This is a genomic window from Agrobacterium bohemicum (genome assembly GCF_002896715.1).
In the GTDB taxonomy this organism is placed as follows: Bacteria; Pseudomonadota; Alphaproteobacteria; order Rhizobiales; family Rhizobiaceae; genus Agrobacterium; species Agrobacterium bohemicum.
This window is the reverse complement of sequence record NZ_PGEL01000021.1, coordinates 163,882-181,496: the sequence shown is the minus strand read 5'-3', so window position 1 is coordinate 181,496 and position 17,615 is coordinate 163,882. Positions and strand designations below refer to the sequence as shown.

14 protein-coding genes and 1 pseudogene are annotated in these 17,615 nt (G+C 56.4%); 6 read left to right on the top strand and 9 right to left on the bottom strand.

Annotation, left to right across the window (positions count from 1 at the left end):
- Window positions 1–900: 900 nt before the first annotated feature.
- The 4 genes from CUC55_RS07195 to CUC55_RS07175 all read left to right on the top strand — a co-directional run bounded on the left by CUC55_RS07195 (window position 901) and on the right by CUC55_RS07175 (window position 7,511).
- Window positions 901–1,143, top strand: coding sequence for a helix-turn-helix domain-containing protein (locus CUC55_RS07195; RefSeq protein ID WP_067650325.1), 243 nt, complete (start codon window positions 901–903; stop codon window positions 1,141–1,143).
- A 917-nt stretch (window positions 1,144–2,060) separates the two neighbouring features.
- A complete protein-coding gene (locus CUC55_RS07185; RefSeq protein WP_067650319.1) occupies window positions 2,061–2,813 on the top strand; it encodes an ImuA family protein in 753 nt (250 codons plus the stop codon).
- A complete protein-coding gene (locus CUC55_RS07180) occupies window positions 2,734–4,248 on the top strand; it encodes a Y-family DNA polymerase (protein WP_103087407.1) in 1,515 nt (504 codons plus the stop codon). The genes CUC55_RS07185 and CUC55_RS07180 overlap by 80 nt, the downstream gene beginning before the upstream one ends.
- Window positions 4,248–7,511 carry an error-prone DNA polymerase gene (locus CUC55_RS07175; RefSeq protein ID WP_103087454.1) on the top strand — a complete coding sequence of 1,088 codons (3,264 nt, stop codon included), beginning with the start codon at window positions 4,248–4,250 and terminating at the stop codon, window positions 7,509–7,511. Before CUC55_RS07180 ends, CUC55_RS07175 begins: the two co-directional genes overlap by 1 nt.
- A 27-nt stretch (window positions 7,512–7,538) precedes the next feature.
- Here CUC55_RS07175 and CUC55_RS22860 read toward each other — a convergent pair whose 3' ends face one another.
- From CUC55_RS22860 to CUC55_RS07135, 7 genes and pseudogenes are all read right to left on the bottom strand, one after another.
- Window positions 7,539–7,796, bottom strand: coding sequence for a hypothetical protein (locus CUC55_RS22860; protein WP_067650312.1), 258 nt, complete (start codon window positions 7,794–7,796; stop codon window positions 7,539–7,541).
- 127 nt (window positions 7,797–7,923) lie between these two features.
- Window positions 7,924–8,058: pseudogene (locus tag CUC55_RS07170) on the bottom strand (transposase); the annotation flags it as partial.
- A gap of 640 nt (window positions 8,059–8,698) precedes the next feature.
- Entirely contained in the window at window positions 8,699–9,601 is a 903-nt protein-coding gene (locus tag CUC55_RS07160; RefSeq protein WP_103087405.1) for an AbiU2 domain-containing protein, read from the bottom strand.
- A gap of 3 nt (window positions 9,602–9,604) precedes the next feature.
- The gene (locus tag CUC55_RS07155) at window positions 9,605–10,144 is read right to left on the bottom strand and encodes a GIY-YIG nuclease family protein (RefSeq protein ID WP_245303986.1); all 540 of its coding nucleotides are present in this window, start codon (window positions 10,142–10,144) and stop codon (window positions 9,605–9,607) included.
- A 253-nt stretch (window positions 10,145–10,397) separates the two neighbouring features.
- A complete protein-coding gene (locus CUC55_RS07150) occupies window positions 10,398–10,706 on the bottom strand; it encodes a pentapeptide repeat-containing protein (protein ID WP_425352789.1) in 309 nt (102 codons plus the stop codon).
- Window positions 10,707–11,040: 334 nt separating this feature from the next.
- Window positions 11,041–11,772, bottom strand: a complete 732-nt coding sequence (locus CUC55_RS07145) for a hypothetical protein (RefSeq protein WP_067650300.1) — start codon at window positions 11,770–11,772, stop codon at window positions 11,041–11,043.
- Window positions 11,773–12,167: 395 nt separating this feature from the next.
- Window positions 12,168–13,823, bottom strand: a complete 1,656-nt coding sequence (locus CUC55_RS07135; protein WP_425352788.1) for a DUF4209 domain-containing protein — start codon at window positions 13,821–13,823, stop codon at window positions 12,168–12,170.
- Window positions 13,824–14,627: 804 nt separating this feature from the next.
- On the opposite strand from CUC55_RS07135, the gene CUC55_RS07130 reads away from it, so the two are divergent.
- Together CUC55_RS07130 and CUC55_RS07125 are read left to right on the top strand one after the other, a co-directional pair.
- Window positions 14,628–15,077, top strand: a complete 450-nt coding sequence (locus CUC55_RS07130; RefSeq protein ID WP_067650291.1) for a DUF892 family protein — start codon at window positions 14,628–14,630, stop codon at window positions 15,075–15,077.
- A gap of 159 nt (window positions 15,078–15,236) precedes the next feature.
- A complete protein-coding gene (locus tag CUC55_RS07125) occupies window positions 15,237–15,836 on the top strand; it encodes an alpha/beta hydrolase (protein ID WP_067650287.1) in 600 nt (199 codons plus the stop codon).
- Between the two features lie 52 nt (window positions 15,837–15,888).
- On the opposite strand, the gene ku (CUC55_RS07120) is transcribed toward CUC55_RS07125, so the two are convergent.
- Both ku (CUC55_RS07120) and ku (CUC55_RS07115) read right to left on the bottom strand, forming a co-directional pair.
- A complete protein-coding gene (gene ku / locus CUC55_RS07120; protein ID WP_103087402.1) occupies window positions 15,889–16,704 on the bottom strand; it encodes a non-homologous end joining protein Ku in 816 nt (271 codons plus the stop codon).
- Window positions 16,705–16,715: 11 nt separating this feature from the next.
- The gene (ku, locus tag CUC55_RS07115) at window positions 16,716–17,615 is read right to left on the bottom strand and encodes a non-homologous end joining protein Ku (protein ID WP_067650281.1); all 900 of its coding nucleotides are present in this window, start codon (window positions 17,613–17,615) and stop codon (window positions 16,716–16,718) included.

Genomic DNA, 17,615 nt, shown 5'->3' with positions numbered 1-17,615 from the left:
ACGTATTGCTCAAGAAAAGTGCAAAATCCGAAAAAATTGCACGAACGTTTTAAAATCGGCAGTTGACCGGGTGTAGGGAACTGCCACGTCTCGTTAGACTCTCAACCAGACAGAGATTATCGAGCGTTGAGACTTACCGGGCACAGGTCTCCTTTGAGAAAACACCATGCATTGCGAGAATATCGATCAGGACTGACCTGAGCTGAGGCCAAGGAAACTCGTCACTGTCTGGTCGGGGGNAGCCGCGTTCCAAAATACAGTGGAGCTTTGCGGCGACGGCGACGCTTGTCATCCCTGGTGCTTGCGAGAGATCGCGGGCCAAACGTTCCTCTACGAGAGATGCCTCGTCCTCCGCGCGCTTTGCGCGGCTATAGCCGAGAGACTCGTCCACAGCCTCCCACTGCTTGTGCTTGGCAAGCAAATCTGCCTCTGCTTTTGCTCGGGCCACCGCAAAGTCATTTCCTCTCAATCGGTTCTGAATCTCGGAAATCGAGGAGGTCATGAAAGGCGAAGCGCTATTCGGCAAGATAACTTCCACCTGAAGCGCTGGTGCCGTGCACATCAATAGGCTTTCGAGCTTCTGCTGAGTTCGTCCAAAAGCAGCTACTTCGTGAAAAGCACGGTTCCAGTCATGCCATTTNGTCAGGACGCCATCGCGTAAGCTCGGCGACCAGAGCTCCTGATCAGAAAAATTGTTGAACAGGAACCATTCCGCGGTCTGCAGAGAGTTTCTGCACGTGATTGCGGGCAAAGTTCTGCTATTCTCAGAATCAGCCATGATCCGAGCTCCATACAGCTAGGTGTGGTCAGGTCACATCCGGTGGCTCAAACACTGGATGTGACCGAGTGAACGAAAATATTGCATATGAACGAAAATGTTTCAATGAGAAANCATAGAAGATGAGCGAAATAACCGGAGCTCAAATTCGAGCAGCGAGAGCGTTGCTCCGATGGACGGCTGAATATCTTGCCGAGTCAGCCAGCGTGGGAGTTTCTACAATTCGGCGCGCCGAAATGGATAACGGAATTCCGGCGATCACGCCGGCAAATTTGAAGCTCATAAAGATGACGCTGGAAGCGGATGGAATTGAGTTCATCCCAACCAATGGCGGTGGTGTCGGCGTCAGGTTCAAGAACCCGTAACAGCAAGCAGCGAGGCGGGCTTCGTCGCCTTTGGATGGCGATCCTTGGTCGAAAGCCGCTATCGGTTTGGCATGAATGCCTGCGCGACCGGGCACGTCTGTGAACGTGACACCTAAAGGAGAGCCGCGGCAGCAGGCATCCAGTTCTGATCATTACTGACACCCTCATGCCATGCGTATTCGAACCTGCCTCGGTGATGAAGATAAGCGAGACGTTACCAATGTCCTCCTTATTCAAGACATGGAAACCGCGTCCCGCATCGATCTCCGTCTTCGCCGACCAGCCGATCACACCCCATCGCTGCCATCCGGCGCAGCCGTCCGAAGGTGATGTTAGCACCGTGCTTCCTTACCAGAGCGGCTCGATCAAGTGCTCCGTGGCGGCCACAGGTTCGACATTCTACTGTGATGATCGGGTCGCGCACCTGACGCAGCCTTGCCGTCAGGTCGAGTGCAGATGATTTCCGGCTCATCGATCAACCTCGTCATTTTCGACGGGGAAGCAAACGCCGTCGACTACGCCTTTCGCCAACACCGACACGGGCGACCTTGGCTGGCTGGAGCCCCCAATTCCTGAGAGCTTCAAACATGCTGCACCGGCCAGGACGGGGGNTATGGAGCGGATGTCCTCTCTTACTAGCGCAGAATGTCCTGACGGGAGATTGGTCCATGATTCTGATAACCTCACTTCGAAACAAAAATGAAATTTTCTTCAATTGAGCCGGTCACTTACAGAAAGTCTCTAGCGAACTGATTCAAAACGAGAATCTGCAGATTCACTAAANTGGTGAGATCATATTCCTATTTCCGAACCGCTTGACTCTGCCGTTATGAAGGAACAGAAGAAGAACATCAAGCATTGTCGGCGGCATGATGCCGTGTTTCTGAACTCCGCGAACCGAAGGGATTCCGCGACCGATGTCGGCTGTCCGCGACCTAGTCCTTGCTGATCTGCGCGAGCGCATCTCGTCCATTGAGGGTGAGGGCGCGAAGAAGACGGGCTGTCTTCCATTCGGTGTCGAAGAGATTGACGCGATCCTGCCGGGAGGCGGCCTGGCTCATGGAGCGCTCCACGAATTCGCAGGCGGTGGTTCCGGCACTGTTGATGGCGCAGCGGCTGCTCTTTTTGCCGCCGGGATCGCAGCACGCACGAAGGGGCCGATCGTCTGGTGTCTGACGCGGCCCGATCTGTTCTTCCCGGCTCTTGCTCAGGCAGGCCTGCATCCGCGTAGGGTCATCTTCGTCGAGAGCGACAAGGAAGAAGATGTCGCTGCCAACATGGAAGAAGCGCTTTCCTACGGCGGCTGTGGCGCGGTTGTCGGCGAGATGGTGCGGTTGCCAATGGTCGTGAGCCGTCGGCTCCAGCTCGTCGCGGAGCGAACCGGGACAATTGCCTTGGCAGTGCGCCGTTGGCGAAGGCAGACAGAGGCAAACGACTTCGGCCAGCCGACCGCATCGACCACAAGGTGGCGGGTAAGCGTGCTGCCGTCCGAAGAACTTCCGGTACCGGGAGTAGGGCGACCTCGATGGTTTCTTGAGTTGATGAGATCGCGTGCCGGCGAATGCAAAGAGTTCTGCGTAGGAGCGTGTGATGGCAAGGGTCGTATCCATATATCTACCGGAGCTGGCCACGGACAGGATCAGACGAGACGATCCCACCATTCCGGCTGACCAACCGATCGCGGTGATCGCGAAGAGCGGATCCAAACGGTGGGTCGCGTCTGCCGACGGGGCTGCGCAGAAGATCGGTGTCCGCGTCGGCATGGCCGCGGCGAAGGCTCAGGCGATCTTCCGCGGGCTGATGCTCATCGATGCAGATCCCGGCGCCGATGCCGCCGCGCTGGATCGCATCGCGCTGTGGGCGCTTGGTCACTATTCCCCGATCGTCGCGGTCGACGGCAAGGACGGTCTCGTGCTGGACACCGAGGGCGCGGACCATCTCCAAGGCGGCGAAGCAAAGATGATCAGCGGTATCGTGAATACGTTCCACTCTCGGAAGCTCACTGCCAAGGTCGCGATCGCGGATACATGGGNCGCGGCGCACGCATGCGTCCGTGCAATCAATCGGGATACCGTGATCATCCCCNGCGGCGAGATCGTTCGCGCCGTCGAAAAGCTATCGATCTCGTTGCTACGGCTCCCGGAGAAAGTCGTTCAGGATCTCTGGATACTCGGCTTCCATTCCATCGGTGAACTGTCGAATACCCCAAGAGCACCGCTGGCCCTCCGTTTCGGGCCTGAAGTCGGCCGTCGCCTCGACCAGATGTTCGGTCGCGCGGGAGAACCTATCGATCCGATCCGCACTGCCGATCTCGTTGAGGTCTCCAGGTCGTTTCAGGAGCCGATAGGCGCGCCCGATACGATCAACAAGTATGTAGGTCGGCTCGTTGTCCAGCTCGTCGCCGAACTCGAGAAACGCGGCCTCGGCGCGCGCCGGACGGACCTCATCGTGCATCGCGTCGACAACACCCACCAGGCGATCCGTGCAGGGACGGCAAAGCCGGCACGCGACATCGCTTGGCTCACGAAATTGTTCAAGGATCGCACCGAGCAGATCGATCCAGGTTTCGGGATCGAGAAACTCGTCCTCGTTGCCGTGTCGGCGGAACCGCTGCAGGAAGAGCAGAAGGCCTCGTCTCTCGTTGAGGAAGAGATAACCGACCTCACACCATTGATCGATATCTTCAGCAACCGCGGTGGTCAGCGCGTCTACCGCGTGGCACCTGTTGCATCGGATGTTCCCGAGCGGAGCGTTCAGCAGATATCCGCAGTCGCCGAGGAGATAACTGAGAGCTGGGTCGGACACTGGCGCAGGCCCACCCGGCTGTTCGAACGACCGGAGCAGATTCAGGCAATTGCAATGATGCCAGACTATCCGCCAGCAACAATTACGTGGCGTGGAAAGCGCCACCGCGTGAAGCGAGCCGACGGCCCCGAGCGCATCTTCGGTGAATGGTGGAAACGCCCCACCGAGCTGGAAGCGGTCAGAGATTACTTTGTCGTCGAAAACGACGACGGCGAGCGGTTCTGGATCTTCCGCTCTGGGGACGGGATCGATCCGGAAACGGGTTCGCACCGATGGTTCATGCACGGGATCTTTGCCTGATGAAATATGCTGAACTCCAGGTCACGACACATTTCAGCTTCCTGCGAGGCGCATCGTCCGCGCAGGAGCTGTTCGCGACGGCGAAAGAACTCGGCATCGAAGCCATCGGTGTGGTGGACCGCAACAGCCTGGCGGGGATCGTACGCGCGTTGGAAGCTTCCCGCGAAACCGGGATTCGTCTGGTCGTAGGCTGTCGGCTCGATCTGCAGGACGGCATGTCGGTGCTCGTCTATCCGACGGACAAGGCAGCATACTCCCGGCTCACCCGACTGATTACCGTCGGCAAGGGCCGGGGCGGCAAGAACAACTGCATCCTTCATATTGATGATCTCGCCCTCTATGCCGAGGGCCTGATCGGCATTCTCGTGCCTGATCTCGCAGACGATGTCTGTGCTGTGCAGCTCCGCAAGATGACAGAGATCTTCGGTAGGCGCGCCTATCTTTCGCTCAGTCTTAGGCGGCGACCCAACGACCAGATGCGACTCCACGAACTTTCGAACCTTGCGACAAAGTTCAAAGTGAAANCGGTCGTCACCAACGATGTTCTGTTCCATGAGCCGTCCAGAAGACAGCTTCAGGACATCGTCGTTTGTATCCGCACGACTACGACTATCGACGACGTGGGCTTTGATCGTGAGCGGCATGCNGACCGCTATCTCAAGCCCCCGGAAGAGATGGAGCGCTTGTTTCCGCGTTACACGCAGGCACTCGAGCGCACGATGGAGATTGTCGAGCAATGCAGGTTCTCGCTTGAGGAGCTGACCTACGAATATCCCGAGGAAGCGCTGATCGACGGAATGGATGCCCAGCAGTCGCTGAAGCAGTGCGTCCGCGAGTGCATTCCTGACCGATATCCCGAGGGTCTGCCGCAAAGCGTACTGCGAGCCGTCAAACACGAACTCGACCTGATCAAGGAGATGGAATACGCTCCTTACTTCCTGACCGTCTACAGCATAGTTCGTTTCGCGCGGGGGCAGGGCATACTCTGCCAGGGCCGGGGCTCCGCCGCGAACTCCGCGATCTGCTACATCCTCGGGATCACCTCTATCGACCCGGAAACCAACGACCTCCTGTTCGAACGCTTCGTCAGCAAGGAGCGTAACGAGCCGCCGGACATCGATGTCGACTTCGAGCACCAACGCCGTGAAGAAGTCATCCAGTGGATCTACAAGACTTATGGCCGCGACCGGGCTGCTCTCGTCTGCACCGTCACGCGTTACCGCGCCAAGGGCGCGATCAAGGATGTCGGCAAGGCAATGGGTCTGCCGGAGGACGTGACCAAAGCGCTATCGTCCGGCCTTTGGTCGTGGTCTGAGGAGATCACCGAGCGCAATGTGCGGGAATTGAATCTGAATCCAGACGACTACCGTCTGGTGATGACGCTGCGGCTTGCTCGGGATCTCATGGGCGCGCCACGCCACCTCGGCCAGCATGTCGGCGGCTTTATCCTGACGCGGTCGCGCCTAGACGATCTTGTTCCTATCGASCCGGCGGCGATGGAAGATCGTCAGGTGATCGAATGGGACAAGGACGATGTCGAAGCGCTCAAANTGATGAAGGTCGACGTGCTGGCCCTAGGGATGCTGACGTGCATGCAGAAGGCCTTCAACCTTATCCGGGAGCACAAGCACGAGGATCTCGATCTCGCTAAGGTTCGGCAAGAGGACGGTCCGACCTACGCGATGATCCGCAAAGCCGATACTCTCGGCACCTTCCAGGTCGAGAGTCGGGCGCAGATGGCGATGCTCCCTCGGCTGAAACCCCGCACCTTCTACGATCTCGTTGTTCAGGTGGCGATCGTCCGGCCGGGGCCGATACAGGGCGACATGGTCCATCCCTATCTTCGTCGTCGGGAGGGCAAGGAACCTGTCGAATACCCTACACCTGAGCTGGAGGCGGTGCTGGGCAAGACGCTGGGTGTGCCGCTGTTTCAGGAGAGCGCGATGCGGGTGGCAATGGTCTGCGCGGGATTCACAGGCGGGGAGGCGGACCAGCTTCGCAAGAGTATGGCGACCTTCAAATTCACAGGAGGGGTCAGTCGGTTCAAGGACAAACTCGTCAGCGGCATGGTGCGGAATGGTTACACACCGGAATTTGCGGAGAAGACGTTCTCGCAGCTCGAGGGTTTCGGAAGTTATGGTTTNCCGGAAAGCCACGCGGCGTCCTTCGCCTTGATCGCCTACGCGTCATGCTTCATCAAATGCCATTATCCGGATGCCTTCGCCGCAGCGCTTATGAACTCCCTGCCAATGGGGTTCTACGCGCCCGCCCAGATCATAGGTGACGCGCAGAAGCACGGCGTTGAGGTGAGGCCCATCTCCGTGCAGCACTCACGGTGGGACTGCACGCTGGAAGAAATTCCCGGAACCGACCGGCATGCCGTGAGACTTGGCATGCGACAGGTCACTGGGCTCGCCATGCGGGATGCCGCGAGGATTGTCGCCGCCCGGATCGAGCGACCATTTGAAAGCGTCGATGATGTCTGGCGAAGATCGGAGGTGCCGTCCGAGGCTCTGGTTCAACTCGCCGAGGCAGATGCTTTCCGACCAGCATTCAATATCGAACGTCGGGATGCGTTATGGGCGATCAAGGCATTACGAGACGAACCGCTGCCACTGTTCGTGGCGGCCGCCGAGCGCGAGATGATGACGGTCGCCGAGCAGCAGGAACCGGAGGTCGAACTCAGGCAGATGACCGAGGGCCACAACGTCGTGGAGGACTATCAACACGTTGGCCTGACGCTTCGTGCGCATCCGCTTTCGTTTCTGCGCCAAGATCTGGCCGCGCGCCGTATCGTCACTTGCGCCGATGCAATGAATGGGCGCGACAAGAGCTGGCTCTGCGTTGCCGGACTGGTGCTGGTTCGACAGAAGCCCGGCTCGGCGAAAGGAGTGATGTTCATCACGATTGAGGACGAAACCGGGCCTGCGAACATCGTTGTGTGGCCGTCATTGTTCGAGAAGCGGCGGCGCGTCGTGCTCGGAGCTTCGATGATGGCGATACAGGGCAAGATCCAGAGAGAGGGCGATGTGGTCCATCTGATCGCGCGGCAGCTCTATGACTTATCGGCTGATCTTTCGTCTCTGTCGGACCGCGACGCTGTGTTTCGGAATCCGAGCGGCAGAGGAGACGAGTTCGCACACGGGTCACACGGCGGCGGGGATGCTCGGGATCGACCGAAGGCAATCCCGGACGCGCGGGAGATCTACGTCCGGGATTTGCACATCGACACGCTGAAGGTGAAGAGCCGGAATTTCCACTAATGTCGTCTGCCCGCATTTGGACAGCGCTCAGCGCCCTGACGCTTTGACATCAATATCGCGGTTGAATGGCAAGTCGAGATAGGGGTTCTGCGCAACTTTGGCCCTGATTTTCACCTGGTGGGAGCCGACATCACCCCACACCACTTCGACGGTTCGGCCTATATGCGAGATAGCGATATCGATCAGGCAGAGTGATATTATCTTCATGTAGTACTGACTGAACATGCGTCCGCTCGAAATGCCGACGAGATTGCCGTCCAGTAAGACATCGTCTGCAAAGACCATGGAGATGTTTCCTGCCAGACGGAATTAGCGGGGAAATCCATGAACTGGTCAACAAGGCGGACCGGCAAGAACGTCGGTGACACATCTCGACCGGAGAGAATTCTCCGCCAGACACGAATTGCGATGGATGAACGTCATGCCGACGTGCCACATCGCAGACACGCGCGCCTGGCTGAGACGCTTCCGCCAGGATGGTCAGCTTCACCTCTACCGGCCAGCGCCGCCTGCGTTCAATGCCTGAAATAATTCCCGTGCGAGCCATCCCAACCTCTAAGATCCCGATCTAATCCCAGCATTAATGCTTGTACTAACGCCAGATCATCGCCTGGATGACTCAATTCGCGAAATGTGTTGGCCGGACGCGCATCGCCGCTCCACTAGGTCATCGACCGTGGCAAAGGAAATCACGCTTTCGATCTCACAGATCAAGAGTGCTGGTATAACGCCGGGGAGCCTAAGACTCGTCGATGGCTAGTTCACACAACCAATTAGCAAACCTGGAGACGACTTGTATCCAAGGTCCTACATCTGTCTTTCCCATCCCAGGCTGATCAGTATCTAGCCAAATCGGACGCGGGTCTTCGAACGTCTGCTTAGCTTTCCCATTGAGCGCAAAAGCGCCTTTCTCGCTGGCGAAATACACCGCGCCCATTTTCAGTGCAGTTCCGTTGCACCGGATTTGCATTTTCTGGACATCGAACGGCCATTTGCATTTCGCGTCGCTTCGGTTCACCACCAAAGTCTTTCCCTCGACGACGCCACCGCAAGCCAAGACCTCGTCGGAATTCGCGTTAGCATATGTCGATGGGGTTGCAGCCATGCCTGCAACGAGCGCAATAATGCTAGCTATTTNCAATGTGTCCTCACTTATGCGACGGTCAAATCTGTCAGGCCCTGACAGGTTACAAGTCGGTGGCTTTTATCTGCCAGCTGTCTACATCACGGCGAGTAGCTTCCCAATTTTCTTCAAGGTCAGGCATATCTTCCGGCGAAACTAATGGGTAATCCAAGCCTTCGAACTGGTTCCCGATGTAGGTTGCAAGGCCTGCCCCGCCTTCGTTGGCAAACCAGACACCAACGAGGTGAGCCACTTGGACGAGTTCCTTTAACGCTTCCCGAGAGTCTCGAATATCAAATTCATCCAGGAGCTTGTCCTGTCGGCTTTCTCTATTCCCCGCATGGGCCAAGTGCGAACTGACATGATCGCTGATGCTGTTGAGCGCGACCAATCGGTTTTCCAGCCGCTCGAAAATGTCCTCGCTGATCAGATCGTTAGGGCTACGCTTGTCACCCGAAATTCCGCTTAGAAAGTCAAAGTGCTGGTGGGCTGTCTGGCTTTGGGTTAACGCGGGATCGCCCCAAACGGCCTTTCCGTTTGCCGCCTTCAAAGCCTCCCGTTGCTCCTCTTCCAGCTTCGAGAGATCATATCGACAGTCGCGCAAAACCTCGACATAGACACGTCTCGAAAGTTTCGCTCGGCAAGCTTTGATGTCGTTTAGGACTGCTCTGATCGAGTAGACCCCGTGATCGCCCTTCAAATGCCCTTTGTCGAGAAGCCTCCGCACACCCAGCAAAAGGCTGGACCAATATCCGCTAGCGATAAGATCGAACATCATTNGATTGATGGGCGGTTTTTCGCGCCTGTCTTTGTTCGCTAGGAGTACGATCCTGATGGCCGTCCGAAAAGCAGCGTAGTTCCACAGAAGATCATTGACCGTTTTCAGAATGCCAGTGGTTTCATCATTGAAAGCTTCTCGCCATGTGTCGATCCGAAGCTTCAACTGTTGCTCAGCCTGAGTGCCCATTTTCTAACTAGCGCTCCGCATGTTCCAAGGCAGCAGATATTTATTGATTAAGCCAAGCTCAAGTCCAGCGGCTCCGTGAACGGGGAGGCCATTCCATTCCATGTCACTTGGGGTCGAAACGTAAATATCAATCGATCTTGACTGGCTCAGCTCCTCCTTGAGGAAACTGTTCAGTCTAATATTTGTCCGCTGTGAAACACCTGGCTTGCCATATGTATAAAGCCGCTTGTGTAGGCCGACAGTCGCCACTCCAACGTAGATTGCAAACCCATCTCTCACGAAGGAATAGACGCCGACTGCCTTTGGCGCTGGCACGTCTAGGACAAGATCGCCATCAGGTGACAAAAGCCAGCGGCTTGCAAGGGTGAACCCCCCGGCGATCAGCGTATCCAAGGGCAATGGCGGCTTGATACGTTTCGTTGCTACGGGCAAATTAATAATAGCGACGTCAGTGATCGAAGCCGAGCGATTTCCAACTTTAAGAACGTTGTAGGCATGCTGGTATCGAATGCCGAGATGGCGGGCAATTTCAGCGACTTCCAAGCCGTCTGCTGCGAGCGCTCGAATTGATCTGCCTTGGTCAATTCCATGGCTGTGTCTCACTCAATTTCGGTAAGCCAAGCCTCACGACTCATCAGCTTCCTTCGTCCGCAGCTTCAAACTTCCCGTCCAATCGAAATGGACATCCGTCGGCTCATATTGCTCGTTGCTATAGTACCTTTATCATGTGTGAAGTCCGCGTTGAACCACATGCGGTTTTCCGCTCTGCGCCATTCACGAAGGAAGTAAATCGCGATCAGGTTTNCGCCTGTTCATAGGCGACGAACAAATCTGTAACGAGAACGCCGTTGATCCGCATGCCCGTTAGATCGGCGTCTTTGATGTCCGAATCTGCCAACGTCACGCCGCTTATCGTTAAGCGCGATAGGTTCGCATTCGTGATGACGGCTCCAGAGAGATTGACGTTGTTAAAGCTAGAATCTGCAAGATTGATATCGTCGAAAACGGCTTCGCTTAAATTTGTGTCGGTAAACCGTGCCTTGGACAAACAAGCGTAAAAGTGTGCGTCGGCGAGGTTTACGCCATCGAAATTAGACGCTGCCATATCGGCGCGCTTGTAATGCATTCCCTGCATCTGAGGGCCATCAAACTCAATGTTTTTTNGTGGTTCGGCCATCTTGGTATCCTCCATCCGATTATGATTGCTGCTCGAAGAATGCCAGAATGTCCGGTTATTTGCGACCGGCGAATCCAAAATAGAAGCAAGTCCAAGGTGATCCCGAAGAAACTCCCGTGATTTNCCTCATCGCCAAGCCTGTCGCGAACGTTAGGGCTTCACGGCTATTGCTCCAGCGGGCGAATGCCCGGTTTGGGCCGACTGCGGCCTTATCAGATTCGCGCCAACAGCAGACATGTGAGTTGGCAAGCCATGTACGCCTTTACCTACGGCGCTTTGGCTCGGCTCGGCTGGGGTCTTGTATTTTGGTCGTGCTCCTGACAGTTCGCTCTGCCACAAAACCATTCGCACCCCAGAAGTTCTCAATGCCGCCTGGAACATCCTTGTAGAAGTCTTTGACGTCGAAAGGGATGCGATCAATAAGCTTGAACAACTCCGGTGCCTTCGTCAGTTCATCGTCGATCTCCTTGGCGCGGTCAACTTCCTTTTCCTTGACGTAGGGAATGGCAGCCTCAAGCAGGTTTTCGAGGATATCGGACATCATGCTGTCACTGTTGACCCGATGGTGTACCGCAGTGATGGCATCGCCGTGGTACTGCTGCAGATACAACACGCGTTCGTCATGCCAGCCACCACCCGACCCGAAATGAGCGAGCACCTTGTCCCGAAGCGAGACGATGATCTTGTGCGCCTCGCGTTGCTCCGGTGAATACGCGCCAATAACGCCGACATCGTATCGCTCGACGGCCTTGGTGTGGCTGGCGCGGCAATATACCACGACGGCATGGGTAAGGAGGGCTCTTGCGATGTGACCACTACCGCCCACGTCCTCCCGCATTTTCTGCAATTCCTCGACCGACTTCTTCACATCGGCAAGGTCAGTGCTGACAGATATGGCAGACTGGAACTTTCGGACGGCCTTTATGAACGACTGAGCCTTAGGATTAGCGGTAAGAACTGCGGCGGCGGCGGTGAGGTCGAAGACGCGTTGCATGGTGATGCCTCAGGCTATTGAAATCTGGCATCACTTCAGCAGCTCAAGTTCACTTCTTCAAGCCCTTGAGTGGCGTCTTGGCCAACGACCTGAAACCGTTCCGCCGCCTGCCATTCGGGAGAGTGCCGATTTGTTTCAAAATCGTCCAGCGTTCCATCACCGTCCGGCCCCTCGTATCATAAATCTTCGCGGCAAATTCCGTCCTCCGCGCAGCCAGGTTTCCACGAGGAAGATAGTCGTCAGAGGGNCTCGCCTCAGATTTGCGTACGCCGGGTGGCCCAACGATCACGACACCCTCCCAAGCCTTGTCGCCTTTACTAGCCTTGGGCGCCACCGTACCTGGTTCATGGATTGTCCGACTTCGTGTTATATTCGGAGGGAGTTTTTCTCGGTCTTCAACTCAAACGCGACGCAGCCGACGATGCCGCTCTCGCGATATCCCGCCAAAACCCGAGCACTAATAGCGAGTGGATAATTCGATCACAGGTCGTTGAAGTCGCGTCCGACATGCCCGTTAATCCGTGAGCGACTACATTCCTGAGATTTCTAGCGCGCGGATCGACATACAGAGCTCTGAAGTAGTGAACCGTATCATCACCCAATGCCGTCTGGAGTACGGGGTTCGATAGGACCTCGCCCATATTAAGAAGTGTCTGCCTTCCAGGCATCGTGGGGTGATTGCGCACGATGGGTTCGCCGAGCCCTCTGAGCGTCCGCCTCAGTCCCAGCTCGATCTGTGGAACAAGTACGTGAAGCGTCTTGATCCAATCGCCGGTGCGCCATGCCTCGACACCCTCGATCACCATAGTTAGATCATCGAATGCGCCAAGACGGTTTGCCCATCCCGCAATCTCGTAGGAGTCGAGGCCATGGACAGACATGCAGCGCTCTAAGGCCTGATCCAAAAAGATACCCACAAACATGGCTTCCTGCCCCGCTTGGTGCATAATCCGCCCTTCCATGTCCTCGTCCACACTTCCGACGACAGCCGCGATGTGTTCGTCCTCGTGGATGTTGATCGAAATGGTGGCCTGTATTGGTGCGACCCTGGCGTTCTCCAAGACCCTTTCTCTGAGAACGCTGATCCTTGGGACGAACTCGTTTGCGATGTTAGCAAGCGACAATCCAAGGTTTTCCGGAGTGACAATGCTGTCGAGAAAACGCTCCATATCGTCGAAGCCAACTTCGAAACGGAACGAGTGAGCCACCATTNCGACATTGCTCCTGGCCACTGCCTCCGCTCGAGCTGTTCGGACACGGTTGAACGCTACTTCGTCGCCTGCGTTTCGGTACTCGGTCGCTGCCACATCAAGATGCGCAGCCGCCGCCATTGGTTCGCTCCGAGCGGCAAGCGTCTCAAATGCGCGGGCAACCGCCGTATGCACGCGAACCACGTCGGCTCGGGAGCGCAAGCCATTATAGTGCCTTTTAAGGCGGGTACCGATGTCACGGGCCGAATGAGCGTTGAATCTGTCGCCCTCCCCGGCACTCTGCTCGAGAGCGGCGTCCAACGCGCCGACTACTTCCTGCGTTATCTCAGGGNTGCCGACGTTGCGTTCCCAAAGAAGTCGTTCCACAATATCGAAGTTGAAACGGTGGGAACTTCCCATGAGCTCCCGGAATTCCTCCATCAGCAACTCCCTTGATCGCACCTTTGCATCCTCGTCCCTTATTGACAGAGCGAGTGTCAACATACGCAGCGCCGCATCGGTTTNGTCGAAGAATTCTTCGTAAGCGCTTTCGGCAATCATCAATTCGTATGCTGCTAACGCCGTACGTGCATGGACAGGGTCACGGCGTCTCCCCAATTGCGGTGCAATCTCCCAAAGCAGATCACTGTATCGAGCACGAAAAGCAGGGTGATCTACCACGTCTAAGCGTTGAGACCAGAGGTCGAGGGCTCGCTCATCCAGCTGGTGAACATCGGGAATGTACTCGACAGTCCCATCTTCGTAGGAACGCGCGCCTTTTGGGCCGAAGTATCGTTGCCATGGCTCTGCAAAATGATCCGTGTCCAACCCGAATGCTACGGCGTCGACCCAGGCCGACATGTTATCTTGCCCGGAGAGTCCGAGTTCCCTCCGCGTGTTGTGCATGCTGGCTTCGAGACGATAAAAGTTTACAGGCGCACCTGTGGCTGCCTCTTCTCGGATGGCGGTTTCCATAGCCTCGATAAGCGGAAGGGGTTCATCACACATCAAAGAGTTCCATCGTTGGTGGGAATCATAGGCGTATACACAATGGCGAAGTTTTAGATGGTGTCGAGACGAGCACCCAATTGCGAGTGCTCCAGGAATGTAAGAGACGTTAAGCTTGGTGACGACGATCTTGCCATCCCCGAAGGAAAGCTCGAACTGCACCGGGGCGTTCGGCCGCAGCAAACAAGAGAGGAGAAAAAGCCAATCCCTTGACCAAANCCCAATCATAAAACCAGTTAGAGGTGGCTCACTACTCGGTGGAAAAGCCGGCTCAGCTCCGCATGGAAACCGATAGCTCTACGAGTTTGAACCCTCGGTAATTGAGCGAAAGCGTTCGACTATCTTACCAACGGAGCCGCTATTACGTCTCCAACGAGTATGCCATGGGCTTTGCCTTTCACGCTAGCACTGAACAGCATAGCTTGGCCTCTAAGAGCCAAAAACGGAATTTCTAAGATCGGAGTAGCTCACCCGCATGTCGCCACGCGAAATACAGCGCGCCGCAGACTATGGTGATGCGGGAATTCATCTGATCCGGACGAGATCGCTCCGACGCGGCCGCCTCACGAGCCGCTCCGCTCACCGGGCGGTCCCGGAAGGGAACATTACCGGAAGCGGTTGGTTACTAGGCTTCCAGATTAACGAGGAGAAGAATTTATGGTCACCATGGTTGGAAACGAAGGAAGCATCGAAAAGCTGGTCAAGGATCTGCTCTATCTCGAATACGACGCTATCGCAGCATATGACTCATGCATGGAACGCCTTGACGACAAGGCGCTGGCTGCGAAGATTGATGAATTCAAGCAGGACCATCTTCAGCACGTGGCCGTGCTAAACGAGATCGCATTGGAGATCGGTATCGAACCTCCTGCGGAAGGCGACATGAAGCAGATGCTGACGACGGGGAAGATCGCGCTTGCCGATCTATTCGGCGATTCCGCTATTCTCAAAGCCATGAAGACGAACGAGGATGACACGGTAACCGCTTACGAGCGCGCAGCAAAACACGAGGATGCCATTCCGAGCACGAAGGCATTCTTCCTCACCGCTCATCAGGATGAGCTGAAACATCGCGCGTGGATGGAAACCACCGCAGAGTCGATGTGACCTTGAAAANCGCGTGGGCGGTGCTCATCTAAGGATCACCACCCATATATCGACGGCCTGCAGCAACCATGACGGTTGTGCGTTTGCTGTCGCGGGTGACGAGGGCGCTCCCCATGATGGGTTGAGCGCCCTCCGTTTGTTTCCCAACACCGAGATCAAATGTCAGCATCGCACCTCATCATCTTCCTCCACGGCATCGGCGCGTCCGGCCAGCAGCTCAAACCTCTGGCATCGTCGTGGAACGGTCGGCTGCCCACAGCAGTATTCGCGACTCCGGATGCGCCATATCGTAATGGGTACGGCGGCCATCAGTGGTTCAAAGTTGATGGCATGCAGCTAGATCCTGGTCGAATACGCGCGGCACGAGAGGGTTTCGACCGTAAGATCCGCGACGTGATCACACAGAAAGGCTTCGGAGACCGTGTTCATGACGTTGCATTCGTGGGAGTGTCACAGGGCGCAATCATGGCTCTGGATGGCGTCTCGTCTGGCCGTTGGAGCATAGGAGCTGTAGTGGCGTTCTCGGGCCTTTTGCCTCCCATATCCATCTTGCCAGAAAGCAACCGGACCCCTGTGCTCCTCATACACGGAGCTAATGACCGCACTATACCGTCTGTCGCTTCCACGACGGCGGCCGGACAGTTGCGAGCCGCTGGGTTCTCAGTCGAGTTGGAGATCGAGCCTGGAGTGGGTCACACGATCTCAATGAGCGGTGCGGACACTGCGGCGCGGTTTCTTCAGAATGCCTTGGCTCGATAACGGCAGTCGCTGACACCTCTAGTGTCGGATGAACGCGAATACGGCGGTCACGTCAGCCTGATTTCCGGCTCTTGAGCTCGTCTGCGACCGACTTGCGCAGGGCGTCCATGATGTTGATCACGTTGGACTTCGGCTCAGCGGCTTCCGATTTCTTGCCCTTCGTGGCCTTCTTGGGCTTGAGTGCCTTCTTCTTTTCGGCGATCAGCTTGAGCAAGCTTTCCTGGATGGGGTCGCTTACCATGTCCGGCGACCACCTGGCCGTCTTCTGCTTGATGAGCTTCTGGACAAGCGGGATCAGATCGGGGTCACCGTCGTCGTCGATGTCTTCAAANTATGCTTCTTCTGGCCGAACCTCGTCGCCGAAGCGAAGCGACCACAGAACGATACCATCGTCGCGCGGCTCAAGGACGACCGCTTTCTCACGACGCCCTATGACGAGCTTCGAGATGCCTACGACCTTGTCGGCTTTCATCGCGTCCCGGATGACGGCGAACGCCTCGTGACCGACCGCGTCGTCCGGCATAAGGTAATGGGGCTTCTCCAGGTACACCCATTCTATGGATTCAGCCGGAGCGAATGTTTGGATGTCGATTGTCTTGACCGTGTCAAGCGCAACGTTGTCGAGGTCATCGTCCGTGAGTATGACGTAGTCGTTCTCACCACGCGCATACCCCTTCGCCTCGTTCTCGTCCTTGACAGGCTTGCCTGTCACAGAGTCCATGTACTGCGACACGACGCGATTGCCCGTCTCCTTGTTAAGCGTGTGGAAACGGACCTTCTCCGATTCTGACGTCGCGGGCATCATGTGCACCGGACAGGTGACCAGCGATAGTTTCAGATAACCTTTCCAGTATGGTCGAAGTGCCATGATCGGTTTCCTTAGCTGGCCTTGCGCTGTTGCGCGGTCTTGGAAGAGGTGGACTTCGCCGCACCACGCGTTGCGCGCTGCCTGCTTGCTCCGGCATTCGCGTTGGCCGCCGTGCGTTTCGGCTTGTCAGTGGCTTTCATCATGCCAGCGCTCTCGCGCAGCGCAGCAAGCAGATCGTTCGGCTTGGAAGCCTCGACCTTCTTGCGTTTCGGCATCGCCTTGCCTTCGATCTTGGCCTTCACCATCTCCTCGAGCGCGGCCTCGTATCGGTCGTCGAAAGTGGCTGGGTCGAAGTCGCCCTTCTTGGTGCTGATGATATGCTTCGCCAACTCCAGCATTTCGGCATCGACCTTGATCTTTGGCATTTCCTCGAAGGCCTTCTTCGAGGAGCGAACCTCATAATCGTAGTTCAGGGTCGTAGCTATCAGGCCCTTACCGTGAGGGCGGATCAGCACAGTTCGCATCCGACGGAACAGAACGGCTCTGGCAATGGCCGCAACCTTCGATTTGCGCATGCCGTCCCGCAAAGCGACGAACGCGTCGGAACCCATCTTGTCGGGGGTGAGGTAGTAAGGCTTGTCGAAGTAAACATCGTCTACGTCCGAGCACGGGATGAACGCTTCAATCTCGAGCGTCTTGTTGCTCTCAGGGATTGCCGCGGCCACTTCGTCGGGGTCGATGATGATGTAATGGCCGTTGTCGATCTCGAAGCCTTTGGTCTGGTGTTCCTTCTCGACAAGCTCCTCAGTCTCGCTGTCTACGAAGACGCGATTGACCCGGTTTCCCGTCGCCTTGTTGATCGTGTTGAAGGTAATGCGATCGGATGTCGATGCGGCTGTATAGAGTGCCACTCCTGCTGCCACTTCCCCGAATTTAATAAAGCCCTTCCACTGTGCACGCTGGCCTGCCAT